This is a genomic window from unidentified bacterial endosymbiont (assembly GCF_918797525.1).
Lineage (GTDB): Bacteria > Pseudomonadota > Gammaproteobacteria > Enterobacterales > Enterobacteriaceae > Enterobacter.
Window position 1 is genome coordinate 111,075 of sequence record NZ_OU963893.1, and the last position, 21,673, is coordinate 132,747.

General features: G+C 54.2%; 19 protein-coding genes and 1 pseudogene. 11 read left to right on the forward strand and 9 right to left on the reverse strand.

The features are described from left to right. The first annotated feature begins 49 nt into the window (after positions 1-49). The 6 genes from glmS to phoU all read left to right on the forward strand — a co-directional run bounded on the left by glmS (position 50) and on the right by phoU (position 6,747). Positions 50-1,879 carry a glutamine--fructose-6-phosphate transaminase (isomerizing) gene (glmS, locus tag NL510_RS00525; RefSeq protein WP_253380752.1) on the forward strand — a complete coding sequence of 610 codons (1,830 nt, stop codon included), beginning with the start codon at positions 50-52 and terminating at the stop codon, positions 1,877-1,879. Between the two features lie 322 nt (positions 1,880-2,201). Then, the gene (pstS, locus tag NL510_RS00530) at positions 2,202-3,242 is read left to right on the forward strand and encodes a phosphate ABC transporter substrate-binding protein PstS (RefSeq protein ID WP_253380755.1); all 1,041 of its coding nucleotides are present in this window, start codon (positions 2,202-2,204) and stop codon (positions 3,240-3,242) included. Between the two features lie 82 nt (positions 3,243-3,324). Next, positions 3,325-4,284 carry a phosphate ABC transporter permease PstC gene (gene pstC, locus NL510_RS00535; protein ID WP_253380758.1) on the forward strand — a complete coding sequence of 320 codons (960 nt, stop codon included), beginning with the start codon at positions 3,325-3,327 and terminating at the stop codon, positions 4,282-4,284. Beyond that, positions 4,284-5,174 (forward strand): phosphate ABC transporter permease PstA, encoded by an 891-nt coding sequence (gene pstA, locus NL510_RS00540; protein ID WP_253380760.1) that lies wholly within the window; start codon positions 4,284-4,286, stop codon positions 5,172-5,174. The genes pstC and pstA overlap by 1 nt, the downstream gene beginning before the upstream one ends. Before the next feature lie 47 nt (positions 5,175-5,221). Beyond that, entirely contained in the window at positions 5,222-5,995 is a 774-nt protein-coding gene (gene pstB / locus NL510_RS00545; RefSeq protein ID WP_253380762.1) for a phosphate ABC transporter ATP-binding protein PstB, read from the forward strand. A gap of 26 nt (positions 5,996-6,021) precedes the next feature. Then, a complete protein-coding gene (phoU, locus tag NL510_RS00550) occupies positions 6,022-6,747 on the forward strand; it encodes a phosphate signaling complex protein PhoU (RefSeq protein WP_253380764.1) in 726 nt (241 codons plus the stop codon). A 47-nt stretch (positions 6,748-6,794) separates the two neighbouring features. On the opposite strand, the gene yieH is transcribed toward phoU, so the two are convergent. Continuing rightward, the gene (gene yieH / locus NL510_RS00555; protein WP_253380765.1) at positions 6,795-7,460 is read right to left on the reverse strand and encodes a 6-phosphogluconate phosphatase; all 666 of its coding nucleotides are present in this window, start codon (positions 7,458-7,460) and stop codon (positions 6,795-6,797) included. A 165-nt stretch (positions 7,461-7,625) separates the two neighbouring features. Between yieH and NL510_RS00560 the strand changes: the two genes are divergently transcribed. Then, positions 7,626-8,963: an NCS2 family permease gene (locus NL510_RS00560; protein ID WP_253384692.1), complete on the forward strand. Its 1,338-nt coding sequence runs from the start codon at positions 7,626-7,628 to the stop codon at positions 8,961-8,963. A 79-nt stretch (positions 8,964-9,042) separates the two neighbouring features. Here the strand turns inward: NL510_RS00560 and NL510_RS00565 are convergent, their stop codons facing one another. The 8 genes and pseudogenes from NL510_RS00565 to rpmH form a co-directional block, all read right to left on the reverse strand. Then, positions 9,043-9,609 (reverse strand): NADPH-dependent FMN reductase, encoded by a 567-nt coding sequence (locus tag NL510_RS00565; protein ID WP_253380767.1) that lies wholly within the window; start codon positions 9,607-9,609, stop codon positions 9,043-9,045. Between the two features lie 36 nt (positions 9,610-9,645). Continuing rightward, positions 9,646-10,392, reverse strand: coding sequence for a 4'-phosphopantetheinyl transferase family protein (locus NL510_RS00570; protein ID WP_253380769.1), 747 nt, complete (start codon positions 10,390-10,392; stop codon positions 9,646-9,648). Between the two features lie 238 nt (positions 10,393-10,630). Then, a pseudogene (locus NL510_RS00575) lies at positions 10,631-11,033 on the reverse strand (Arm DNA-binding domain-containing protein); the annotation flags it as partial. A 142-nt stretch (positions 11,034-11,175) separates the two neighbouring features. Next, positions 11,176-12,540: a tRNA uridine-5-carboxymethylaminomethyl(34) synthesis GTPase MnmE gene (gene mnmE / locus NL510_RS00580; RefSeq protein ID WP_253380771.1), complete on the reverse strand. Its 1,365-nt coding sequence runs from the start codon at positions 12,538-12,540 to the stop codon at positions 11,176-11,178. A 72-nt stretch (positions 12,541-12,612) separates the two neighbouring features. Continuing rightward, entirely contained in the window at positions 12,613-14,256 is a 1,644-nt protein-coding gene (gene yidC / locus NL510_RS00585) for a membrane protein insertase YidC (protein WP_253380773.1), read from the reverse strand. Positions 14,257-14,258: 2 nt separating this feature from the next. After that, positions 14,259-14,516, reverse strand: a complete 258-nt coding sequence (yidD, locus tag NL510_RS00590) for a membrane protein insertion efficiency factor YidD (protein WP_001307474.1) — start codon at positions 14,514-14,516, stop codon at positions 14,259-14,261. Further along, positions 14,480-14,839 carry a ribonuclease P protein component gene (gene rnpA / locus NL510_RS00595; protein WP_253380775.1) on the reverse strand — a complete coding sequence of 120 codons (360 nt, stop codon included), beginning with the start codon at positions 14,837-14,839 and terminating at the stop codon, positions 14,480-14,482. The genes yidD and rnpA overlap by 37 nt, the downstream gene beginning before the upstream one ends. A gap of 16 nt (positions 14,840-14,855) precedes the next feature. After that, on the reverse strand, positions 14,856-14,996 hold the full coding sequence (gene rpmH, locus NL510_RS00600) for a 50S ribosomal protein L34 (protein WP_003849659.1): 141 nt from the start codon (positions 14,994-14,996) through the stop codon (positions 14,856-14,858). A 640-nt stretch (positions 14,997-15,636) separates the two neighbouring features. On the opposite strand from rpmH, the gene dnaA reads away from it, so the two are divergent. Genes dnaA through gyrB form a run of 4 tightly spaced genes read left to right on the forward strand, consistent with a single transcriptional unit; the run spans position 15,637 to position 21,649 of the window. Beyond that, positions 15,637-17,031 (forward strand): chromosomal replication initiator protein DnaA, encoded by a 1,395-nt coding sequence (dnaA, locus tag NL510_RS00605; protein ID WP_253380777.1) that lies wholly within the window; start codon positions 15,637-15,639, stop codon positions 17,029-17,031. A gap of 4 nt (positions 17,032-17,035) precedes the next feature. After that, positions 17,036-18,136, forward strand: a complete 1,101-nt coding sequence (dnaN, locus tag NL510_RS00610) for a DNA polymerase III subunit beta (protein WP_253380779.1) — start codon at positions 17,036-17,038, stop codon at positions 18,134-18,136. After that, positions 18,136-19,209, forward strand: coding sequence for a DNA replication/repair protein RecF (gene recF / locus NL510_RS00615; RefSeq protein WP_253380781.1), 1,074 nt, complete (start codon positions 18,136-18,138; stop codon positions 19,207-19,209). Before dnaN ends, recF begins: the two co-directional genes overlap by 1 nt. 28 nt (positions 19,210-19,237) lie before the next feature. Further along, positions 19,238-21,649 carry a DNA topoisomerase (ATP-hydrolyzing) subunit B gene (gyrB, locus tag NL510_RS00620; protein ID WP_253380782.1) on the forward strand — a complete coding sequence of 804 codons (2,412 nt, stop codon included), beginning with the start codon at positions 19,238-19,240 and terminating at the stop codon, positions 21,647-21,649. Positions 21,650-21,673 lie beyond the last annotated feature (24 nt).

Below are 21,673 nucleotides of genomic sequence, written 5' to 3' on the forward strand. Positions count from 1 at the left end.
CAGGTCAGCGACAACGCAGGCATCATGCCTAAATTCGGAATCTAAAACTATGTGTGGAATTGTTGGCGCAGTTGCGCAGCGTGATATTGCTGAAATCCTTCTCGAAGGTTTACGTCGTCTGGAATACCGTGGCTACGACTCTGCCGGTCTGGCTGTTGTCGATGCACAAGGTCATATGACCCGCCTGCGCCGTCTCGGTAAGGTACAAATGTTGGCCCAGGCCGCGCAAGACCATCCGCTGCACGGTGGAACCGGTATCGCGCACACCCGCTGGGCGACGCACGGTGAACCCTCTGAAAACAACGCACATCCGCATGTGTCTGAACACATTGTAGTCGTGCATAACGGCATTATCGAAAACCACGAACCGCTGCGCGAAGCGCTGAAGGCGCGCGGTTATACCTTCGTCTCCGAAACCGACACCGAAGTCATTGCTCACCTGGTTCACTGGGAGCTGGAGCAGGGCGGCACACTGCGTGAGGCCGTGTTGCGAGCCATCCCTCAGCTGCGCGGTGCATACGGAACGGTAATTCTGGATTCGCGCGACCCGTCTACGCTGCTGGCAGCGCGTTCCGGTAGCCCGATGGTTATCGGTCTGGGGATGGGGGAAAACTTTATCGCCTCCGATCAGCTGGCGCTACTGCCGGTTACCCGTCGCTTTATCTTCCTGGAAGAGGGGGATATCGCGGAAGTCACCCGCCGGAACGTGAGCGTATTCGATACCAAAGGCGAGCAGGTAACGCGTACGGAAATCGAATCTAACCTGCAGTACGACGCGGGTGACAAAGGCGCGTATCGTCACTACATGCAGAAAGAAATTTACGAACAGCCTAACGCCATCAAAAATACTCTGACCGGGCGCATCAGCCACGGCGAGGTGGACCTGAGCGAGCTTGGCGCGAACGCCAATGAACTGCTGGCTAAGGTCGAGCACATTCAGATCGTGGCCTGCGGTACTTCGTACAATTCCGGTATGGTGTCTCGCTACTGGTTTGAATCTCTGGCGGGCGTACCGTGCGACGTGGAGATTGCCTCGGAATTCCGCTACCGCAAATCTGCCGTGCGCCGTAACAGTCTGATGATCACCCTTTCTCAGTCTGGCGAAACGGCAGATACCCTGGCCGCGCTGCGCCTCTCTAAAGAGCTGGGTTACCTTGGTTCTCTGGCTATCTGTAACGTTCCGGGCTCCTCGCTGGTGCGTGAATCCGATCTGGCGCTAATGACCAAAGCAGGCACCGAAATTGGTGTGGCGTCGACAAAAGCGTTTACCACCCAGTTGACCGTTCTGCTGATGCTGGTGGCGAAACTGGCGCGGCTGAAAGGGCAGGATGCTTCTGTCGAACATGACATTGTTCATGGTCTGCAGGCGCTGCCGAGCCGTATTGAGCAGATGCTGTCGCAGGACAAACGCATTGAAGTTCTGGCGGAGGCCTTCTCTGACAAACACCACGCGCTCTTCCTCGGCCGTGGCGATCAGTATCCCATTGCGCTGGAAGGCGCACTCAAGCTGAAAGAGATCTCCTACATCCATGCGGAAGCCTATGCCGCAGGGGAGCTGAAACACGGCCCACTGGCGCTGATTGATGCAGATATGCCGGTCATTGTTGTGGCACCGAACAATGAACTGCTGGAAAAGCTGAAATCCAACATCGAAGAAGTGCGCGCCCGTGGCGGTGCCCTGTTTGTCTTCGCAGATAAAGATGCCGGTTTTGTCAGCAACGACAATATGCACATCATTGAGATGCCGCATGTGGAAGAGGTCATTGCGCCTATCTTTTACACCGTTCCGCTGCAGCTGCTGGCTTATCACGTGGCGCTGATCAAAGGCACCGACGTTGACCAGCCGCGTAACCTGGCGAAGTCTGTTACCGTAGAATAATTTTTACTCGCTCCACCTTTGGGTGGAGCATTTTTATCCTGCATGGTTTATTTTTCTTCAACGCTTTTCCATTTTTATTTATGACAATCTGCCATATTCAGCTACTTTTTTCATTGACACATAAAGAAAATATTACTGAAAACATAACGTCATAAAAACATATAACACATTGATAATAATAAATAATTTCACAAATATTTAAGTGAAATTTTTAGTGTCATAAAACTGTCATAATTCGTACATTTATCTGTCACCTGATTGTCCTATTTTGCTCACCGTAGCCACTTAAACAATGATTTACAAAATCCTTGCAGGAGACATTATGAACGTTATGCGTACCACTGTCGCAACTGTTGTCGCCGCGACCTTATCTCTGAGCGCTTTCGCGGCAGGAGCTGCAGCAAGCCTGACTGGCGCTGGTGCAACCTTCCCTGCGCCGGTGTATGCCAAATGGGCTGATACCTACCAGAAAGAAACCGGTAATAAGGTTAACTATCAGGGTATCGGCTCCTCCGGTGGCGTTAAACAAATTACCGCGAATACCGTTGATTTCGGCGCATCTGATGCTCCCCTGTCTGATGAAAAACTGGCACAGGAAGGCCTGTTCCAGTTCCCGACCGTCATCGGCGGCGTTGTGCTGGCTGTTAACATCCCAGGTCTGAAATCAGGCGAGCTGGTGCTGGACGGCAAAACCCTGGGTGACATCTACCTGGGCAAAATCAAAAAATGGGATGACGAAGCTATCACTAAGCTGAACCCTGGCGTCAAACTGCCTTCGCAGAACATCGCCGTGGTTCGCCGTGCGGACGGTTCCGGTACCTCTTTCGTCTTCACCAGCTACCTGGCGAAAGTGAACGAAGAGTGGAAATCTAAAATCGGGGCCGGCTCTACCGTTAACTGGCCAACCGGTCTGGGCGGTAAAGGTAACGACGGCATCGCCGCGTTCGTACAGCGTCTGCCCGGCTCTATCGGCTACGTAGAATACGCCTACGCTAAGCAGAACAACCTGGCTTACACCAAACTGGTTTCTGCTGACGGCAAACCGGTTAGCCCAACAGAAGAGAGCTTCGCAAACGCAGCCAAAGGCGCAGACTGGAGCAAATCTTTCGCTCAGGATCTGACGAACCAGAAAGGCGATGACGCGTGGCCAATCACCTCTACCACGTTCATTCTGGTGCATAAAGAGCAGAAGAAACCTGAGCAGGGTGCTGAAGTGCTGAAGTTCTTCGACTGGGCATACAAAAATGGCGGCAAACAGGCTAACGACCTGGACTACGCCAGCCTGCCGGACAGCGTGGTTGAGCAGATTCGTGCTGCATGGAAAACCAACGTGAAAGACAGCAGCGGTAAGGCATTGTATTAATTTAGTATTCTGACGAAAAATGGCGGGTGGCGCTAGCGCTTACCCGCCGATTTCGTAAACGCGTTTAACAGAAGAGTGATTTATGGCTGCAACCAAGCCTGCATTTAACCCTCCGGGTAAAAAAGGTGACATGATTTTCAGCGCGCTGGTAAGACTGGCTGCGCTGATTGTGCTATTGCTGCTGGGCGGCATTATCGTGTCCCTTATTTTCTCCTCCTGGCCGAGCATCCAGAAATTCGGTTTTTCCTTCCTGTGGACTAAAGAGTGGGATGCGCCGAATGAGATCTTTGGTGCCCTGGTGCCCATTTACGGCACGCTGGTCACCTCGTTCATTGCCTTGCTGATTGCGGTTCCGGTGAGCTTTGGTATTGCCCTGTTCCTGACGGAGCTGGCGCCTGGCTGGCTGAGACGTCCTCTCGGTATTGCGATTGAGCTGCTGGCGGCGATCCCGAGTATCGTTTACGGCATGTGGGGTTTGTTCATTTTTGCTCCGCTGTTCGCAACCTACTTCCAGGAACCGGTCGGCAGTGTTCTCTCGGCTATTCCGTTTGTCGGTGCGCTGTTCGCTGGCCCGGCATTTGGTATCGGTATTCTGGCTGCAGGCGTGATCCTCGCTATCATGATTATCCCGTACATTGCGGCTGTCATGCGCGATGTCTTCGAACAAACGCCGGTGATGATGAAAGAGTCGGCCTACGGTATCGGCTGCACCACCTGGGAAGTCATCTGGCGCATCGTCCTTCCGTTCACCAAAAATGGTGTTATCGGTGGCGTGATGTTGGGCTTAGGTCGTGCGCTGGGGGAAACCATGGCGGTTACCTTTATCATCGGTAACACCTACCAGCTCGATAGCGTGTCGCTGTTTATGCCGGGTAACAGTATTACCTCTGCGCTGGCCAATGAATTCGCCGAAGCGGAGTCCGGGCTGCACGTTGCGGCGCTGATGGAGCTGGGTCTGATCCTGTTTGTTATCACCTTCATCGTTCTGGCGATTTCCAAGCTGATGATTATGCGTCTTGCTAAAAATGAGGGGGCACGCTAATGGCGACTCTCGAAATGCAAAGCACCGCCGCGCTGGCTGAATCGCGGCGTAAAATGCAGGCCAGGCGCCGCATTAAAAACCGCATTGCGTTAACACTCTCAATGGCGACGATGGCCTTCGGTCTGTTTTGGCTGGTCTGGATCCTGATGTCCACCATCACGCGTGGCATTGACGGTATGTCGCTGGCGCTGTTTACCGAAATGACCCCACCGCCGAATACGGCAGGTGGCGGGCTGGCGAACGCCCTGGCAGGCAGCGGTCTGCTGATCCTGTGGGCGACCATCTTCGGCACCCCGCTAGGGATTATGGCGGGTATCTATCTGGCGGAATACGGTCGTAAATCCTGGCTGGCTGAGGTCATTCGCTTTATCAATGACATTCTGCTCTCTGCCCCCTCTATCGTGGTCGGTCTGTTCGTTTACACCGTGGTGGTGGCGCAGATGCAGCACTTCTCCGGCTGGGCCGGGGTCATTGCGCTGGCGTTGCTGCAGGTGCCTATTGTGATCCGCACCACCGAGAACATGCTGAAACTGGTGCCGGACAGCCTGCGTGAAGCGGCTTACGCGCTGGGAACACCGAAATGGAAAATGATCTCGGCGATAACGCTGAAAGCGTCCATCTCCGGGATCATGACCGGTATCCTGCTGGCGGTTGCGCGTATTGCGGGTGAAACGGCTCCGCTGCTGTTTACATCGCTCTCCAACCAGTTCTGGAGCACGGACATGATGCAGCCGATCGCCAACCTGCCGGTGACCATCTTTAAATTCGCGATGAGTCCATTCGTGGAATGGCAGCAGCTGGCCTGGGCCGGGGTGCTGATCATCACTCTTTGCGTACTGTTGCTGAACATTCTGGCGCGCGTCATTTTCGCGAAGAAGAAACACGGTTAATTTTTTACGGCGCGGCACATCGCGGCGCCGAATGAGGAAATGAGTCAATGAGTATGGTTGATACTGCCCCGGGTAAGATTCAGGTTCGTGATTTGAACTTCTACTACGGCAAATTCCATGCCCTGAAGAATATCAACCTGGATATCGCAAAAAACCAGGTTACGGCATTCATTGGTCCGTCTGGCTGTGGTAAATCTACCCTGCTGCGTACCTTTAACAAAATGTATTCGCTCTATCCGGAGCAGCGTGCCGAAGGCGAAATCCTTCTGGACGGTGAGAATATTTTGACCCACGCCCAGGACATTGCCCTGCTGCGTGCCAAAGTGGGTATGGTTTTCCAGAAACCGACGCCGTTCCCGATGTCGATTTATGACAACATCGCGTTTGGTGTGCGCCTGTTTGAAAAGCTCTCTCGCACCGATATGGACGAGCGCGTGCAGTGGGCATTGACCAAGGCCGCACTGTGGAACGAAACCAAAGATAAGCTGCACCAGAGCGGTTATTCTCTCTCCGGTGGTCAGCAGCAGCGTCTGTGCATTGCACGCGGTATCGCGATTCGCCCGGAAGTGTTGCTGCTGGATGAACCTTGCTCAGCGCTGGACCCGATCTCAACCGGTCGTATTGAAGAGCTGATCACCGAGCTTAAGCAGGACTATACCGTGGTTATCGTGACCCATAACATGCAGCAGGCTGCGCGTTGCTCCGATCACACGGCATTTATGTATCTGGGCGAGTTGATTGAGTTCAGCGATACGGACGCGCTGTTCACCCGGCCCGCGAAGAAACAAACCGAAGATTATATTACTGGCCGCTACGGTTGATTTGCCTCACGGCATGTGGAGAAACCATGGACAACCTCAATCTTAATAAACACATTTCCGGCCAGTTCAACGCAGAGCTGGAAAGTATTCGCACCCAGGTGATGACCATGGGGGGCATGGTCGAGCAGCAGCTCTCTGATGCTATTACGGCCATGCACAACCAGGACAGCGAGCTGGCGAAGCGCGTTGTCGAAGGCGATCATAACGTCAACATGATGGAAGTCGCCATCGACGAAGCCTGCGTGCGCATTATCGCCAAGCGTCAGCCCACGGCGAGCGACCTGCGTCTGGTGATGGCGATCATCAAAACCATCGCCGAGCTGGAACGTATCGGTGACGTCGCGGATAAAATCTGCCGCACGGCGCTGGAAAAGTTCTCGTCGCAACATCAGCCGCTGCTGGTCAGCCTGGAGTCGCTGGGCCGCCACACCGTGCAAATGCTGCACGACGTGCTGGATGCCTTCGCGCGTATGGATTTAGACGAAGCGGTGCGTATCTACCGGGAAGACAAGAAAGTCGACCAGGAGTATGAAGGCATTGTGCGTCAGCTGATGACCTACATGATGGAAGATTCACGTACGATCCCAAGCGTACTGACCGCTTTGTTCTGCGCACGCTCGATTGAGCGTATCGGCGACCGTTGCCAGAACATCTGTGAATACATCTTCTACTTTGTAAAAGGCCAGGATTTCCGTCACGTAGGCGGAGACGAGCTGGATAAGCTGCTGGCGGGTAAAGACCCGAAAGAGTGATGTTGGTGGCGGGTGGCGCGAAAGCCGCCTACCCGCCCTACGTTAACTTAACGCGTAATATCCCACCCGCGCGCCTTCCACAGCTCTGGCAACAGAGCCAGTTCGGAAAAGACGGTCACTTTAGGATGATCGATCGGCTTGTTGTGCGGATCGGCGCAGAAGTAAAACACCTCCATCCCTGCCGCAATTCCTGACTGCGCGCCTGCAGAAGAGTCATCCACCAGAATGCAGTTTTCCACGTTGACGTTCATCGCTTTCGCCGCGTGGAACATCAGCGCCGGGTCTGGCTTCCAGCGCTGGATATCGTAGCCGCTGAACAGTTTTTCCGGGAAGTGGTGCAACATCGCAAGCTTGCCCAGCGAGTGCTGCATTTTGCTGACCGGACCGTTAGAGACCACGCAGATGGGAACTGTCATCGCATCCAGTAGCGCATTTGCGCCAGCAATAACATCAAGTTCCGAGTCGAAAAGGCGCGCGACCTCGGCGCGGTACACCGGCTCCAGATCGGCTTTTGCCAGATTCACGCTGTGTTCCTGATTAATGATGTCGATGATCTCGTACAGCTTTACGCCCTTAAAGCGTTTGAACACCTCTTCGAGATCGAGCGTAATGCCGAATTCCTGGAACATGGTCACATACGCGCGGGAACAAATAACCTCGCTGTCGACCAGCGTACCGTCGCAGTCGAAAAATACCGCTTCAATTCCGGACATGCCTTTCCCTTATAATAAGTTTAACGTTTACGTACGGCAGTTTAACGAGACGCAATCGTTGCCGTATAAGTAAAATCAATGAAAAAAGTCTCTCGCAACCGCCACTATTGTCGCATTTTGGTATAGGATAGCGACGAATTTTCCCTCCTTGTTCGGAAATTGATGATGAGTCAACAACACACTACCCAGACAACTGGTCGGGGTTTGCTTGAGCGCGTGTTTAAACTGCGCGAGCACGGCACAACGGCACGCACCGAAGTGATCGCCGGTTTCACTACCTTCCTGACGATGGTGTATATCGTTTTTGTTAACCCGCAAATTCTGGGCGTTGCTGGCATGGATACCAGCGCCGTCTTCGTGACCACCTGCCTGATCGCTGCGCTTGGCAGCATTCTGATGGGAGTGTTTGCTAACCTGCCGGTCGCATTGGCTCCGGCAATGGGTCTGAATGCGTTCTTCGCGTTCGTGGTGGTTCAGGCGATGGGCCTGCCGTGGCAAGTCGGCATGGGCGCTATCTTCTGGGGCGCGATAGGACTGCTGCTGCTGACCATTTTCCGCGTGCGTTACTGGATGATCGCCAACATTCCTGTGAGCCTGCGCGTGGGTATCACCAGCGGTATTGGTCTGTTCATTGGTATGATGGGGCTGAAAAACGCGGGCGTTATCGTCGCCAATCCGGATACGCTGGTCAGCATTGGAAATCTAACCTCTCATAACGTGCTGCTGGGCGTGCTGGGCTTTTTCATCATCGCTATCCTGGCGTCACGCAATATTCATGCGGCGGTGCTGGTCTCCATTGTGGTGACCACGCTGTTTGGCTGGATGCTGGGCGACGTTCATTATAACGGCATTGTCTCCGCCCCACCGAGCGTTTCAACCGTTATTGGTCACGTTGACCTCGCCGGTTCTCTCAACCTGGGCCTGGCGGGCGTGATTTTCTCCTTCATGCTGGTCAACCTGTTTGACTCCTCTGGTACGCTGATTGGCGTGACCGACAAAGCGGGTCTGGCGGATGAGAAGGGAAAATTTCCGCGCATGAAGCAGGCGCTGTTTGTGGATAGCGTCTCTTCTGTTGCCGGTTCATTTATCGGAACTTCATCTGTTACCGCTTACATTGAATCTTCTTCCGGTGTCTCTGTGGGAGGTCGTACAGGCCTGACGGCCGTTGTGGTGGGTATTCTGTTCCTGCTGGTGATCTTCCTTTCACCGCTGGCCGGAATGGTTCCACCGTATGCGGCAGCGGGTGCGCTGATCTACGTGGGCGTACTGATGACGTCCAGCCTGTCGCGCGTGAAATGGGATGATTTAACCGAAGCGGTGCCGGCATTTATTACCGCCGTGATGATGCCGTTCAGCTTCTCGATTACCGAAGGTATCGCGCTGGGCTTTATCTCTTACTGCGTAATGAAGATTGGTACCGGTCGTTTTCGCGACCTCAGCCCATGCGTTGTGGTGGTGGCGCTGCTGTTCGTGCTGAAGATTGTGTTTATTGACGCGAAATAAACAGCAAGCCCTTTTCGAAGAAAAGGGCTTTAGTGTTTGCATCCTCTTCCGTGGGTGAGGGCAACAGGCCGCAATGACCTTACGCTTTCACCCGCTTAATATAATCTCCAAACGCCGTCAGTTGCCCGGACAGGTGGTCACGCGTGCTCTGATCCACAACCTCACCCGTTTGCGGGTCGACCTTGTTCTGAATCACACCGCCCATAAATTCCGGCTTGTTCATGACCATCGCATCCAGGAATACCAGGATCTGGCGCAGGTGATACTGACAGCGCGCGCCGCCAATAGCACCCATTGAGCTGGTCTGGATCAATACCGGTTTGCCGGACAGCGGCTGTTCCGGTAAACGGGATAGCCAGTCAATGGCGTTCTTCAGGCCACCTGGCACCGAGTAGTTATACTCTGGGGTCACAATGACCACACCGTCGGCCTGCCGGATCTGCTCTGCTAACGCTTCTACGCTCTGCGGGAACCCCACCTCCTGCTGAACATCCGCGTCATAAAGCGGGATATCGGCAATTGAAGGCAGCGCGGCGATCTCCATTCCTGCTGGTGCCAGCTGCGGCAGCGTGCGGGCAACCATGCCATTAAATGAACCTTTGCGCAGGCTTCCCAGTAACGTAACAACTTTCAACGTATCAGACATGATTACTCCTGTTTCATCATGATGGCCCTGAATGGATCAGCTTAGGGTGAATGCTTTTTCTACCGGTAAACTGGTTAATCTCATCAAGCGTGCGGCGGACTCATTGGCGCGCTCTGGCACATCCGGAAGGCTATGCCATCCGCGCTTACTGTCAAATTCCCAGATTTTCAGCCGCTCGATGGCAGGGGTTACCGCAACGGACCAAATCAACACGTCTTCAGCATCGCTCAGCGCTTCAACAAGCGTGGCTTTAGAGGCTCGCAGACGTCCGGAGCCTGGAAGTAACTGCAGCAAAGCCGCGTCGTCTGAGGCACATCCGCAGAGCTTACGAATACTCTGGCGCAGGGTAATAAGTTGGGCTCTGGCCTCAAGGGGATCGTTTTGGTTGCGCACCCACAGTTTTTCATTACTGGAGAGTGGGTAAGCGTTGTGCGGGTTAACACCGTTGAAGCCGCGAGTGGCGCGCTGAAGTTCCATATCCAGCCCGCAATCACCTTCGGTGGTAAGTGCGACGCCAATAATATTGCCGGTGTAGGCGATGGAAAAACGGGGCAGTTCAGGGTCGGCAAAGACCGGACGGCCTTCTGGCTGGATGATGATCTCCGGCAGTTCACGGGTGCCATACAGCATAAACAGCAGTTCTGCGAGCAGCCCTCTGGACGCTAAGAAACGCGTCCGGCGGTGTTCAGGAAGTTTGAGCGCCTCAGTGTGAGATGCTGATGAAACTTTGGCCGATACGAGACGTCCTTCTGTAAGTATTCCTCTTGCAAAGTGCGTAGCCATTTTTCGCTCCTTGATAATGGTCGTAGTCGGTAAAACGGTTACATCATTATCGCTTAACTTAGCTTCTGTTTTAATCAGTAAATGGAATTATGAGAAGTCTGAGGACCGAACTTTACATTTTGATGTGCAAACAGGGGGCCTGAAGTAGCGTAAGGCGCATGGCGCATCGACGTCAGCGCTAAAGGTTGCGCCATGACGCCACTCAGGTCACGGGCGATCCCCCATAACAAGATGCTGATCCCCTGGAAATCGCATAGGCCAGCATGCGTTTAAGCTCGTTTCGCGTCAGCAGCGCGACGTGATCCGAAGCTCGTTGTTTGAAGCGGTAGAGTACGACCTGAATGTGGGCAGTTGTGAGTTCTTCGAGTTCCAGCTTCCCGATGATGGGAATGATGTCCTTCTCGATAACGCGAGTAATGTTGCGCGGATCGCGGTTACTTTTTTCAACGATATCGGTCAGCCCAACGTTTGGCGAATGTTTTGACTGTCGTCAGGTCATTCTTTTTAAGTTTTTCTTACTGTTTTTTCTGCGTGAGATTGATGCCATGGGCCACCATTGAGCGGCACTTTTCACGCCAAAGCCGCGCTTCTGCAAGTGAGAAAGCCGGGTATTCACCCAGCGTGATCTTTTTCGATTTGTTAATTTTGAGATGGGCACAATTCAGGACACAACGATCGCGGATGTCTCCGCACGGCTACACATCAGTTCGGACGTTAAAAACCCGCATTAACAGGTAGTTAATGCGGGTTAGTGAACGTTCACGGACGAAGATGGACTAAAACTTACTTACCAATACAGAAGCTCGAGAAGATCCGCCCAAGCAAATCATCTGACGTAAACTCACCGGTTATCTCGCTCAGATTCTGCTGCGCCAGGCGCAGTTCTTCCGCGAGCAATTCGCCTGCCCACGCGCCCAGCAGCTGCGCCTTGCCCTGAACAAGATGATTGGCTGCTTCTTCCAGCGCCTGCAGGTGACGACGACGCGCCAGGAAGCCGCCCTCCATGCTGGTGTCAAAGCCCATGCTCTGTTTGAGATGATTACGCAGGTCGTCGACGCCTTCCCCGGTACGGGCCGACAGGCGAATAAGTGAGTGACCATTCACATCGCTGATACCCAGTATTTCGCCAGTGATATCCGCTTTGTTGCGTACCACGGTAATTGGCAGTCTGGTGGGCAAACGAGCAATAAAGTCCGGCCAGATATCCGCTGGGTCAACGGCGTCCGTCGTGGTACCGTCCACCATAAACAGCACGCGGTCGGCCTGCTCGATCTCCCGCCAGGCGCGTTCTATACCAATGCGTTCCACTTCGTCGCTGGCATCGCGCAGACCGGCGGTATCAATGATGTGCAGCGGCATGCCGTCGAGATGAATATGCTCGCGCAGCACGTCGCGGGTGGTACCGGCGATGTCCGTTACGATGGCGGCTTCACGGCCCGCCAGGGCGTTCAGCAGGCTCGATTTCCCGGCGTTAGGGCGACCAGCGATCACGACCTTCATCCCTTCGCGCAGCAGGCTTCCCTGGCGCGCTTCGCCGCGCACCGCATCGAGATCGCTCATTACCTGGTTTAGCTGGGCTTCGATTTTACCGTCAGAGAGAAAGTCGATCTCCTCGTCCGGAAAGTCGATAGCCGCTTCGACGTAGATCCTGAGGTGAGTAAGTGCTTCCACAAGGTGATTCACGCGAGCGGAAAACGCTCCCTGCAGCGAGTTCAGCGCGGAGCGGGCCGCTTGCTCGGAACTGGCGTCGATCAGGTCAGCAATCGCCTCGGCCTGAGCCAGGTCGAGCTTATCGTTCAGGAAGGCACGCTCGGAAAACTCGCCCGGCTTCGCAATGCGCAGGCCCGGCAGCGTAAGAATACGTTTTAACAGCAGATCGAGGATAACCGGGCCACCGTGGCCCTGCAGCTCCAGCACATCTTCCCCAGTGAAGGAGTTAGGGCCTGGGAACCACAGCGCAATACCCTGATCCAGCGGCGTACCGTCGGTATCTTTAAATGGCAGGTAATCAGCGTAGCGCGGCTTTGGCAGTTTGCCCAGTACCGCTTCGGCGACCTCGCGCGCCTTCAGGCCGGAGATACGCAGAATGCCAACACCACCGCGTCCCGGTGGGGTTGCCTGGGCGACGATAGTGTCGTTATGGCTCATGGTTGCTCTCGTTCAATACAAATAAAAAAGGCGGTCAATCGACCGCCCTTATTTTAGCCTTAACTTACCTAATCAGGACTTTTTCTTTTCGCGGCTATGCAGGCCACGTTTTTCCAGACCACGGTAAATCAGCTGCTGCTGAATGATGGTCACCAGGTTGCTGACGATATAGTACAGCACCAGACCTGACGGGAACCACAGGAAGAACACGGTGAAGATGACCGGCATAAAGGTCATGATCTTCTGCTGCATCGGGTCGGTCACGGTGGTCGGAGACATCTTCTGAATGAAGAACATCGTCACGCCCATCAGGATCGGCAGGATGTAGTACGGGTCCTGTGCGGACAGGTCATGGATCCACAGTGCGAACGGCGCATGGCGCAGCTCAACGGAACCCATCAGCATATAGTACAGTGCAAGGAAGATTGGCATCTGGATAATCAGCGGGAAGCAACCACCCAGCGGGTTCACTTTCTCTGCTTTATACAGGGCCATCATCTCCTGGCTCTGACGCTGTTTATCATCGCCCAGACGCTCACGCATCGCCGCAATTTTCGGCTGCAGCATACGCATCTTCGCCATGGAGGTGTACTGCGCTTTAGTCAGCGGGTACATGATGCCACGAACGATAAAGGTAATGATGATAATGGAGAAGCCCCAGTTACCCACGAAGCTGTGGATAAACTTCAGCAGCTTAAACAGCGGCTGAGAGATGAACCACAACCAACCGTAATCAACGGTCAGGTCCAGGTGTGGCGCAACGGCAGCCATTTTGTCCTGGATTTCCGGGCCAACCCACAGGGTGCTTGCCAGCTTGCCGGTTTCACCGGGCTGTACCAGAACCGGCTGGGATTTGTAGCCGATAGCTGCAAGACCGTTACCCAGGTTCGTGGTAAAGAAGTTATTGGTACCGTCGTTATTCGGGATCCACGCGGTTGCGAAATACTGCTGCAGCATCGCTACCCAACCGCCTCTAGAGCTGACGTTCAGGTTTTCGTTGTCCGCAATGGTATCGAATTTATATTTTTCGTACTTCGCATCAGGCGTAGAGTACGCCGCGCCACGGAAAGTATGCAGCGCAAAGTTGCTGCTTCCGGTGTCACGGTGAGACGGCAGATTGATGGACTGCTTTAACTGACCAAAAGTCGACACTTCAAGCGGTTTGTCGCCGGCATTCTGCACGCTGTAGCCCACGTTCACCGCAAACTCACCGCGTTTCAGGGTGAAGGTTTTGGTAAAGGTGTTGCCCGCGGCGTCGGTGTAAATCATCGGGATAACGAGTTCGTTCTGGCCATCAGCCAGCACGAAAGTATCACTCTCGACACTATACAGTGGACGCGCACCGTTTGCCGGGTTATCCGGGCCATCACGACCGGTCAGGCCGCTCTGAGCCTGGTAGATAAACTCAGACGTGGTTTCCAGTAACTGGAACGGTTCGGTAGACTTCAGCTCTTTCGGGTAGGTCAACAGCAGCGCCTGCTCAACATCACCACCACGGGTGTTGATAGTCAGCTCAAGCACATCGGTCTTAACCGTAATCTGTTTCCCCTGGCCACTGGCCGGAACGCCCTGGTCTGCGGCGCTACCCGCTACGGTGCTCGTGGTCTGCGTGGTCTGCTGCTGGGGTTGAGGATTTTTATCCTGCTCCCATGCCTGCCAGATCATGAAAGACACGAACAACAAAGCGATGATAAGAAGATTGCGTTGCGAATCCATCGTTAGTGTTCTCTGGTATCAAAGGGTCCTGGCGGGACGGGATCGTCTCCACCTGGGTGTAAAGGGTGGCATTTTAATACGCGTTTCACCGTCAACCAACTGCCTTTTATCACTCCAAACCTGCGCAATGCCTCAATTCCGTAGCTTGAGCATGTTGGCGTGAAACGGCAGTGCGGCCCGAGTAGCGGACTAATCAGGCGTTGATAGACCCTAATAAGGGCTATCAGGACCCGCGAGCCAGGCGACAGTGGCGGCGCCATAATTTTTCCAACGCTTCCGAGAGAGCACGGTTATCGAGGTCGGCAACCCCCTTTTTAGCCACCACCACGAAATCCATTGAAGGCAAATCGTGCTGACGTAAACGGAAGCTTTCACGCGTCAGACGTTTAATCCGGTTGCGTTCATGCGCACGTTTAACATTTTTCTTGGCGACTGTAAGACCGATGCGGGGATGCCCCAGCGAATTTTGGCGGCCGAGGATGGTGATTTGCGGCGTGCCAGCCCGTTGTGGCTGCTGGAAGACGAATGTGAAATGAGTGGGAGTTAACAAACGTAACTCCCTGGGAAATGCTAGCTTAACCACTCAGGGGTTAGCTTTATTACTTGGAAACGGTCAGACGAGAGCGGCCTTTAGCACGACGACGTGCCAGAACCTGACGACCATTTTTAGTAGCCATACGAGCACGGAAGCCGTGAGAACGGTTGCGCTTCAGTACAGACGGTTGAAAAGTGCGTTTCATGGCGATTTCTACCTAAACTTGAATAAATTCATGGCTTTTTCGGATGCCCGAACGCGTTTCGAATGACGGACGCCGAAGCCGTGGGTGATTAAAGAGGCCGGATTGTAATAATTGTACACTCCGGAGTCAATTCTCTTTCCTTATTTCCCGCGCATTTTCGCACGTTTTCGCATGCAAAATGAGCAGCGCTCGACGAACAGAAGCTGGGCTTTACGCGCCGGGGGAGAGGATTATACGGCCTCGCGTTCAAATCGCAAGGATCGTCCAGGATCTTCGTTAGATCATTTAAGCAAAAAATTGTCGATGCTCATTAAATTTTTCAATATGCGGGCTAAATCGTGGGGCACTCCCGTCAGGATCGTTTACACTTACCCAGTTTCGGAACTTCCTGTGGATAAATCAGGAAGAATCTGTGAGAAACAGAAGATCTCTGGCGCAGTTTAGGCTATGATCCGCGGTCCCGATCGGGATCCAGCGATCCTGGCCGGGTACAGACAGCGCATCGTTCAGGTTTTATCAACGATGCCGTGTATAACCGCTGATAGCGGTTCGCACATCACCCGCATTGGGTCATGTCGATGTGCGTCAACAATCATGAATATTCAATAGTTTTCTTTATATTGTTCCAGTGGAGTCCGCCGTGTCACTTTCGCTTTGGCAGCAGTGTCTTGCCCGATTGCAGGATGAGTTACCAGCCACAGAATTCAGTATGTGGATCCGCCCCTTGCAGGCGGAACTGAGCGATAACACGCTGGCTTTGTATGCGCCAAACCGTTTTGTGCTCGATTGGGTCAGGGACAAGTACCTCAATAATATCAACGGATTGCTAAACGATTTCTGCGGGTCAGATGCCCCGCAGCTACGTTTTGAAGTGGGGACAAAGCCGGTCACCCAAACCGTGCGCGAAACCGTCCATATGACGACCCCTGCTCAGGCTACCCGTCTCCCTGCGCCTCGCGTGGCACCTGCTCGCCAGGGCTGGGATAACGTCCCGGCCCCCGCAGAGCCAACCTACCGCTCTAATGTTAACGTTAAGCATACGTTCGACAACTTCGTTGAAGGTAAATCGAACCAGCTGGCGCGCGCGGCGGCTCGTCAGGTAGCGGATAACCCGGGTGGTGCCTATAACCCGCTGTTTCTTTATGGCGGCACGGGTTTGGGTAAAACGCACCTTCTGCATGCGGTAGGCAACGGCATTATGGCGCGTAAGCCAAATGCCAAAGTGGTGTATATGCACTCCGAACGCTTCGTTCAGGACATGGTAAAAGCCCTGCAAAACAATGCGATCGAAGAGTTTAAACGCTACTATCGTTCCGTCGACGCGCTGCTTATCGATGACATCCAGTTCTTTGCCAATAAAGAGCGATCGCAGGAAGAGTTTTTCCACACCTTTAATGCGCTGCTGGAAGGCAATCAGCAGATCATCCTGACCTCGGATCGTTATCCAAAAGAGATCAACGGTGTGGAAGATCGTCTTAAATCCCGCTTCGGCTGGGGTCTGACCGTGGCTATCGAGCCACCGGAGCTGGAAACCCGCGTGGCGATCCTGATGAAAAAAGCCGATGAAAACGACATCCGTTTGCCGGGTGAAGTGGCGTTCTTCATTGCCAAGCGTCTGCGCTCCAACGTCCGTGAGCTGGAAGGGGCGCTGAACCGCGTCATTGCCAATGCCAACTTCACCGGTCGTGCGATCACCATCGATTTTGTGCGTGAAGCGTTGCGTGATTTGTTGGCATTGCAGGAAAAACTGGTCACCATCGACAATATTCAGAAGACGGTGGCAGAGTATTACAAAATTAAAGTGGCAGATTTACTGTCTAAACGTCGTTCCCGCTCTGTGGCGCGTCCGCGTCAGATGGCGATGGCGCTGGCTAAGGAATTAACCAACCACAGCCTGCCGGAGATCGGCGATGCGTTTGGTGGCCGTGACCATACGACCGTGCTGCACGCTTGTCGCAAGATTGAGCAGTTACGCGAAGAAAGCCACGACATAAAAGAAGATTTTTCTAATTTAATCAGAACATTATCATCGTGACGCTATGAAATTTACCGTTGAACGTGAACATTTATTAAAACCGCTGCAACAGGTGAGTGGCCCATTAGGCGGCCGCCCAACGCTGCCTATTCTCGGAAACCTGCTGCTTCAGGTGGCAGACGGTACACTGTCGCTGACCGGCACAGATCTGGAAATGGAAATGATCGCGCGCGTTACGCTGACTCAACCGCATGACGCGGGCGCGACCACCGTTCCTGCACGGAAATTCTTTGATATCTGCCGTGGGTTACCGGAAGGCGCTGAAATCGCCGTGCAGCTTGAGGGCGACCGTATGCTGGTGCGCTCTGGCCGCAGCCGTTTCTCCCTCTCCACGCTGCCCGCCGCAGACTTCCCGAACCTGGACGACTGGCAAAGTGAAGTTGAATTCACCCTGCCGCAGGCGACGATGAAGCGTCTGATTGAAGCCACGCAGTTCTCCATGGCGCACCAGGACGTACGTTACTACTTAAACGGCATGCTGTTCGAAACCGAAGGTGAAGAGCTGCGTACCGTGGCAACCGATGGTCACCGTCTGGCGGTTTGTTCCATGCCAGTCGGTGTTTCACTGCCGAACCATTCGGTGATCGTGCCGCGTAAAGGGGTGATTGAACTGATGCGCATGCTCGACGGTGGCGAAACGCCACTGCGCGTGCAGATCGGCAGCAATAATATCCGCGCGCACGTGGGCGATTTTGTCTTCACCTCGAAGCTGGTTGACGGCCGTTTCCCTGATTATCGCCGCGTGTTGCCGAAAAACCCTGATAAAACGCTGGAAGCAGGATGCGATAGCCTCAAGCAGGCTTTTGCCCGTGCGGCCATTCTCTCTAACGAGAAATTCCGCGGCGTGCGCCTGTATGTGAGCGAAAATCAGATCAAAATCACCGCGAACAACCCGGAGCAGGAAGAGGCAGAAGAGATTCTGGACGTCACCTACGCCGGGACCGAAATGGAAATCGGTTTTAACGTCAGCTACGTGCTGGATGTGCTCAATGCGCTGAAGTGCGAGAATGTTCGCATTCTGCTGACCGACTCCGTTTCGAGCGTACAGATTGAAGATGCCGCATCACAGTCGGCTGCTTATGTTGTCATGCCAATGAGACTGTAATGTCGCTCACCCGTCTGTTGATCCGCGACTTTCGCAATATCGAAAGCGCGGATCTCGCTTTATCCCCTGGCTTTAATTTCCTGGTTGGCGCGAACGGCAGCGGCAAAACCAGCGTGCTGGAAGCTATCTATACGCTCGGCCACGGCCGGGCGTTTCGCAGTTTGCAAATTGGGCGCGTTATTCGCCATGAGCAAGAATCCTTTGTTTTGCACGGACGCTTGCAGGGTGAGGAGCGGGAAACCGCTATCGGTCTGAGCAAAGACAAGCAGGGTGACAGCAAAGTGCGCATTGACGGGACAGACGGCCACAAAGTGGCAGAGCTGGCGCTGTTGATGCCGATGCAACTGATAACGCCAGAAGGGTTTACGTTGCTCAACGGCGGCCCCAAATACAGAAGAGCGTTCCTCGACTGGGGATGCTTCCACAACGAAGCGGGTTTCTTTAACGCGTGGAGCAACCTGAAGCGTCTGCTCAAGCAGCGTAATGCGGCGTTGCGGCAGGTCACGCGTTACGCCCAGTTGCGCCCGTGGGATAGGGAGTTAATTCCGCTCGCGGAACAGATCAGCCGCTGGCGTGCCGAATACAGCGCAGGTATCGCTGAAGATATGGCGGACACCTGCAAACAGTTTTTACCCGAATTTTCTCTCAGCTTCTCCTTCCAGCGCGGCTGGGAGAAAGAGACGGATTATGCTGACGTGCTGGAGAGAAACTTCGAGCGCGACCGCATGTTGACCTACACCGCGCACGGCCCGCATAAGGCGGATTTCCGCATTCGTGCCGACGGCGCACCGGTGGAAGATACGTTGTCGCGCGGGCAGCTTAAGCTCCTGATGTGCGCGCTGCGCCTGGCGCAGGGGGAGTTCCTCACCCGCGTAAGCGGGCGACGCTGCCTGTATCTCATAGATGATTTTGCCTCGGAACTTGACGACGCGCGGCGCGGGGTGCTTGCCAGCCGCTTAAAAGCCACGCAGTCGCAGGTTTTCGTCAGCGCGATTAGCGCTGAACACGTTATGGACATGTCGGATGAAAATTCGAAGATGTTTACCGTGGAAAAGGGTAAAATAACGGATTAACCCAAGTTGAAATGAGCGAGAAACGTTGATGTCGAATTCTTATGACTCCTCCAGTATCAAAGTCCTGAAAGGGCTGGATGCGGTGCGTAAGCGCCCGGGTATGTATATCGGCGATACGGATGACGGCACCGGTCTGCACCACATGGTATTCGAGGTTGTGGATAACGCTATCGACGAAGCGCTCGCGGGTCACTGTAAAGACATCGTGGTGACGATCCATGCGGACAACTCTGTATCCGTCACCGATGATGGCCGTGGCATCCCAACCGGTATTCACCCGGAAGAGGGCGTATCTGCGGCGGAAGTTATCATGACCGTGCTGCACGCGGGCGGAAAGTTCGATGATAACTCCTATAAAGTTTCCGGCGGCCTGCACGGCGTAGGGGTTTCCGTTGTTAACGCCCTGTCGCAGAAACTGGAGCTGGTTATCCAGCGTGAAGGCAAAGTACACCGTCAGCTTTATACCCACGGCGTGCCACAGGCGCCGCTGGCGGTAACGGGCGATACCGACAAAACCGGTACACTGGTCCGCTTCTGGCCGAGCCATGAAACCTTCACCAACGTTACCGAATTCGAATACGACATTCTGGCAAAACGCCTGCGTGAACTGTCGTTCCTGAACTCCGGCGTCTCTATTCGTCTGAAAGACAAACGTGATGGCAAAGAAGACCACTTCCATTATGAAGGCGGTATCAGGGCGTTCGTTGAGTATCTGAACAAGAATAAAACGCCAATTCACCCGAATATCTTTTATTTCTCTACTGAAAAAGACGGTATCGGCGTGGAAGTGGCGCTGCAGTGGAACGATGGCTTCCAGGAAAACATCTACTGCTTCACCAACAACATTCCTCAGCGTGATGGCGGTACGCACCTTGCGGGCTTCCGCGCGGCGATGACCCGCACCCTGAACGCTTATATGGATAAAGAAGGCTACAGCAAAAAAGCGAAAGTCAGCGCCACCGGTGACGATGCCCGTGAAGGCCTGATTGCCGTTGTCTCCGTGAAGGTGCCGGATCCGAAGTTCTCCTCTCAGACCAAAGACAAGCTGGTCTCTTCTGAAGTGAAATCGGCGGTTGAACAGCAGATGAACGAACTGCTGAGCGATTACCTGCAGGAAAATCCGTCCGATGCGAAAATCGTGGTAGGCAAAATTATCGATGCGGCACGTGCCCGTGAAGCGGCGCGTAAAGCCCGTGAAATGACCCGCCGCAAAGGCGCATTGGATTTAGCCGGTCTGCCAGGAAAACTGGCTGACTGTCAGGAGCGTGACCCGGCGCTGTCTGAACTGTACCTCGTGGAAGGGGACTCTGCGGGCGGTTCTGCGAAGCAGGGCCGTAACCGTAAGAATCAGGCTATTCTGCCGTTGAAGGGTAAAATCCTTAACGTAGAGAAAGCGCGCTTCGACAAGATGCTCTCTTCTCAGGAAGTGGCGACGCTCATCACCGCGCTGGGCTGCGGCATTGGTCGCGACGAGTACAACCCGGACAAACTGCGCTATCACAGCATCATTATCATGACCGATGCGGACGTCGACGGCTCGCACATTCGTACGCTGCTGTTGACCTTCTTCTACCGTCAGATGCCGGAAATCGTTGAGCGTGGTCACGTCTACATTGCCCAGCCACCGCTGTACAAGGTGAAGAAAGGCAAACAGGAACAGTACATCAAAGACGATGAAGCGATGGATCAGTACCAAATCGCGATCGCGCTTGATGGTGCTACCCTGCACGCGAACTCCCACGCGCCGGCACTGGCGGGCGAGCCGCTGGAGCGTCTGGTATCCGAGTTCAACGCCGCGCAGAAAATGATTACGCGTATGGAACGTCGTTATCCTAAAACTCTGCTTAAAGCGCTGGTTTACCAGCCAACTCTGAGCGAAGACGAGTTGAGCAACGAACAGATCGTGACCCGCTGGGTGAACACCCTGGTGAGCGAGCTGAACGAGAAAGAGCAGCACGGTAGCATGTGGAAATGCGATATTCAGCAGAACGCCGATGGGCAGTTCGAGCCGATCGTTCGTGTGCGTACCCACGGCGTCGATACCGACTATCCGCTGGAGCATGAGTTTGTGACCGGTCCGGAATACCGTCGAATCTGTACCCTGGGCGAGAAACTGCGTGGTCTTATCGAAGACGATGCGTTTATCGAGCGTGGCGAACGCCGTCAGCCGGTTGCCACCTTCGAGCAGGCGCTGGAATGGCTGGTGAAAGAGTCCCGTCGCGGCCTCGCTATCCAGCGCTATAAAGGTCTGGGTGAAATGAACCCGGATCAGCTGTGGGAAACCACGATGGATCCGGAAAGCCGTCGCATGCTGCGCGTCACCGTTAAAGACGCTATCGCTGCCGATCAGCTGTTCACCACCCTGATGGGCGATGCGGTTGAACCACGTCGTGCCTTTATCGAAGAGAACGCCCTGAAAGCGGCGAATATCGATATCTAAACCGTTTTTGCCCGGTGGCGCTAC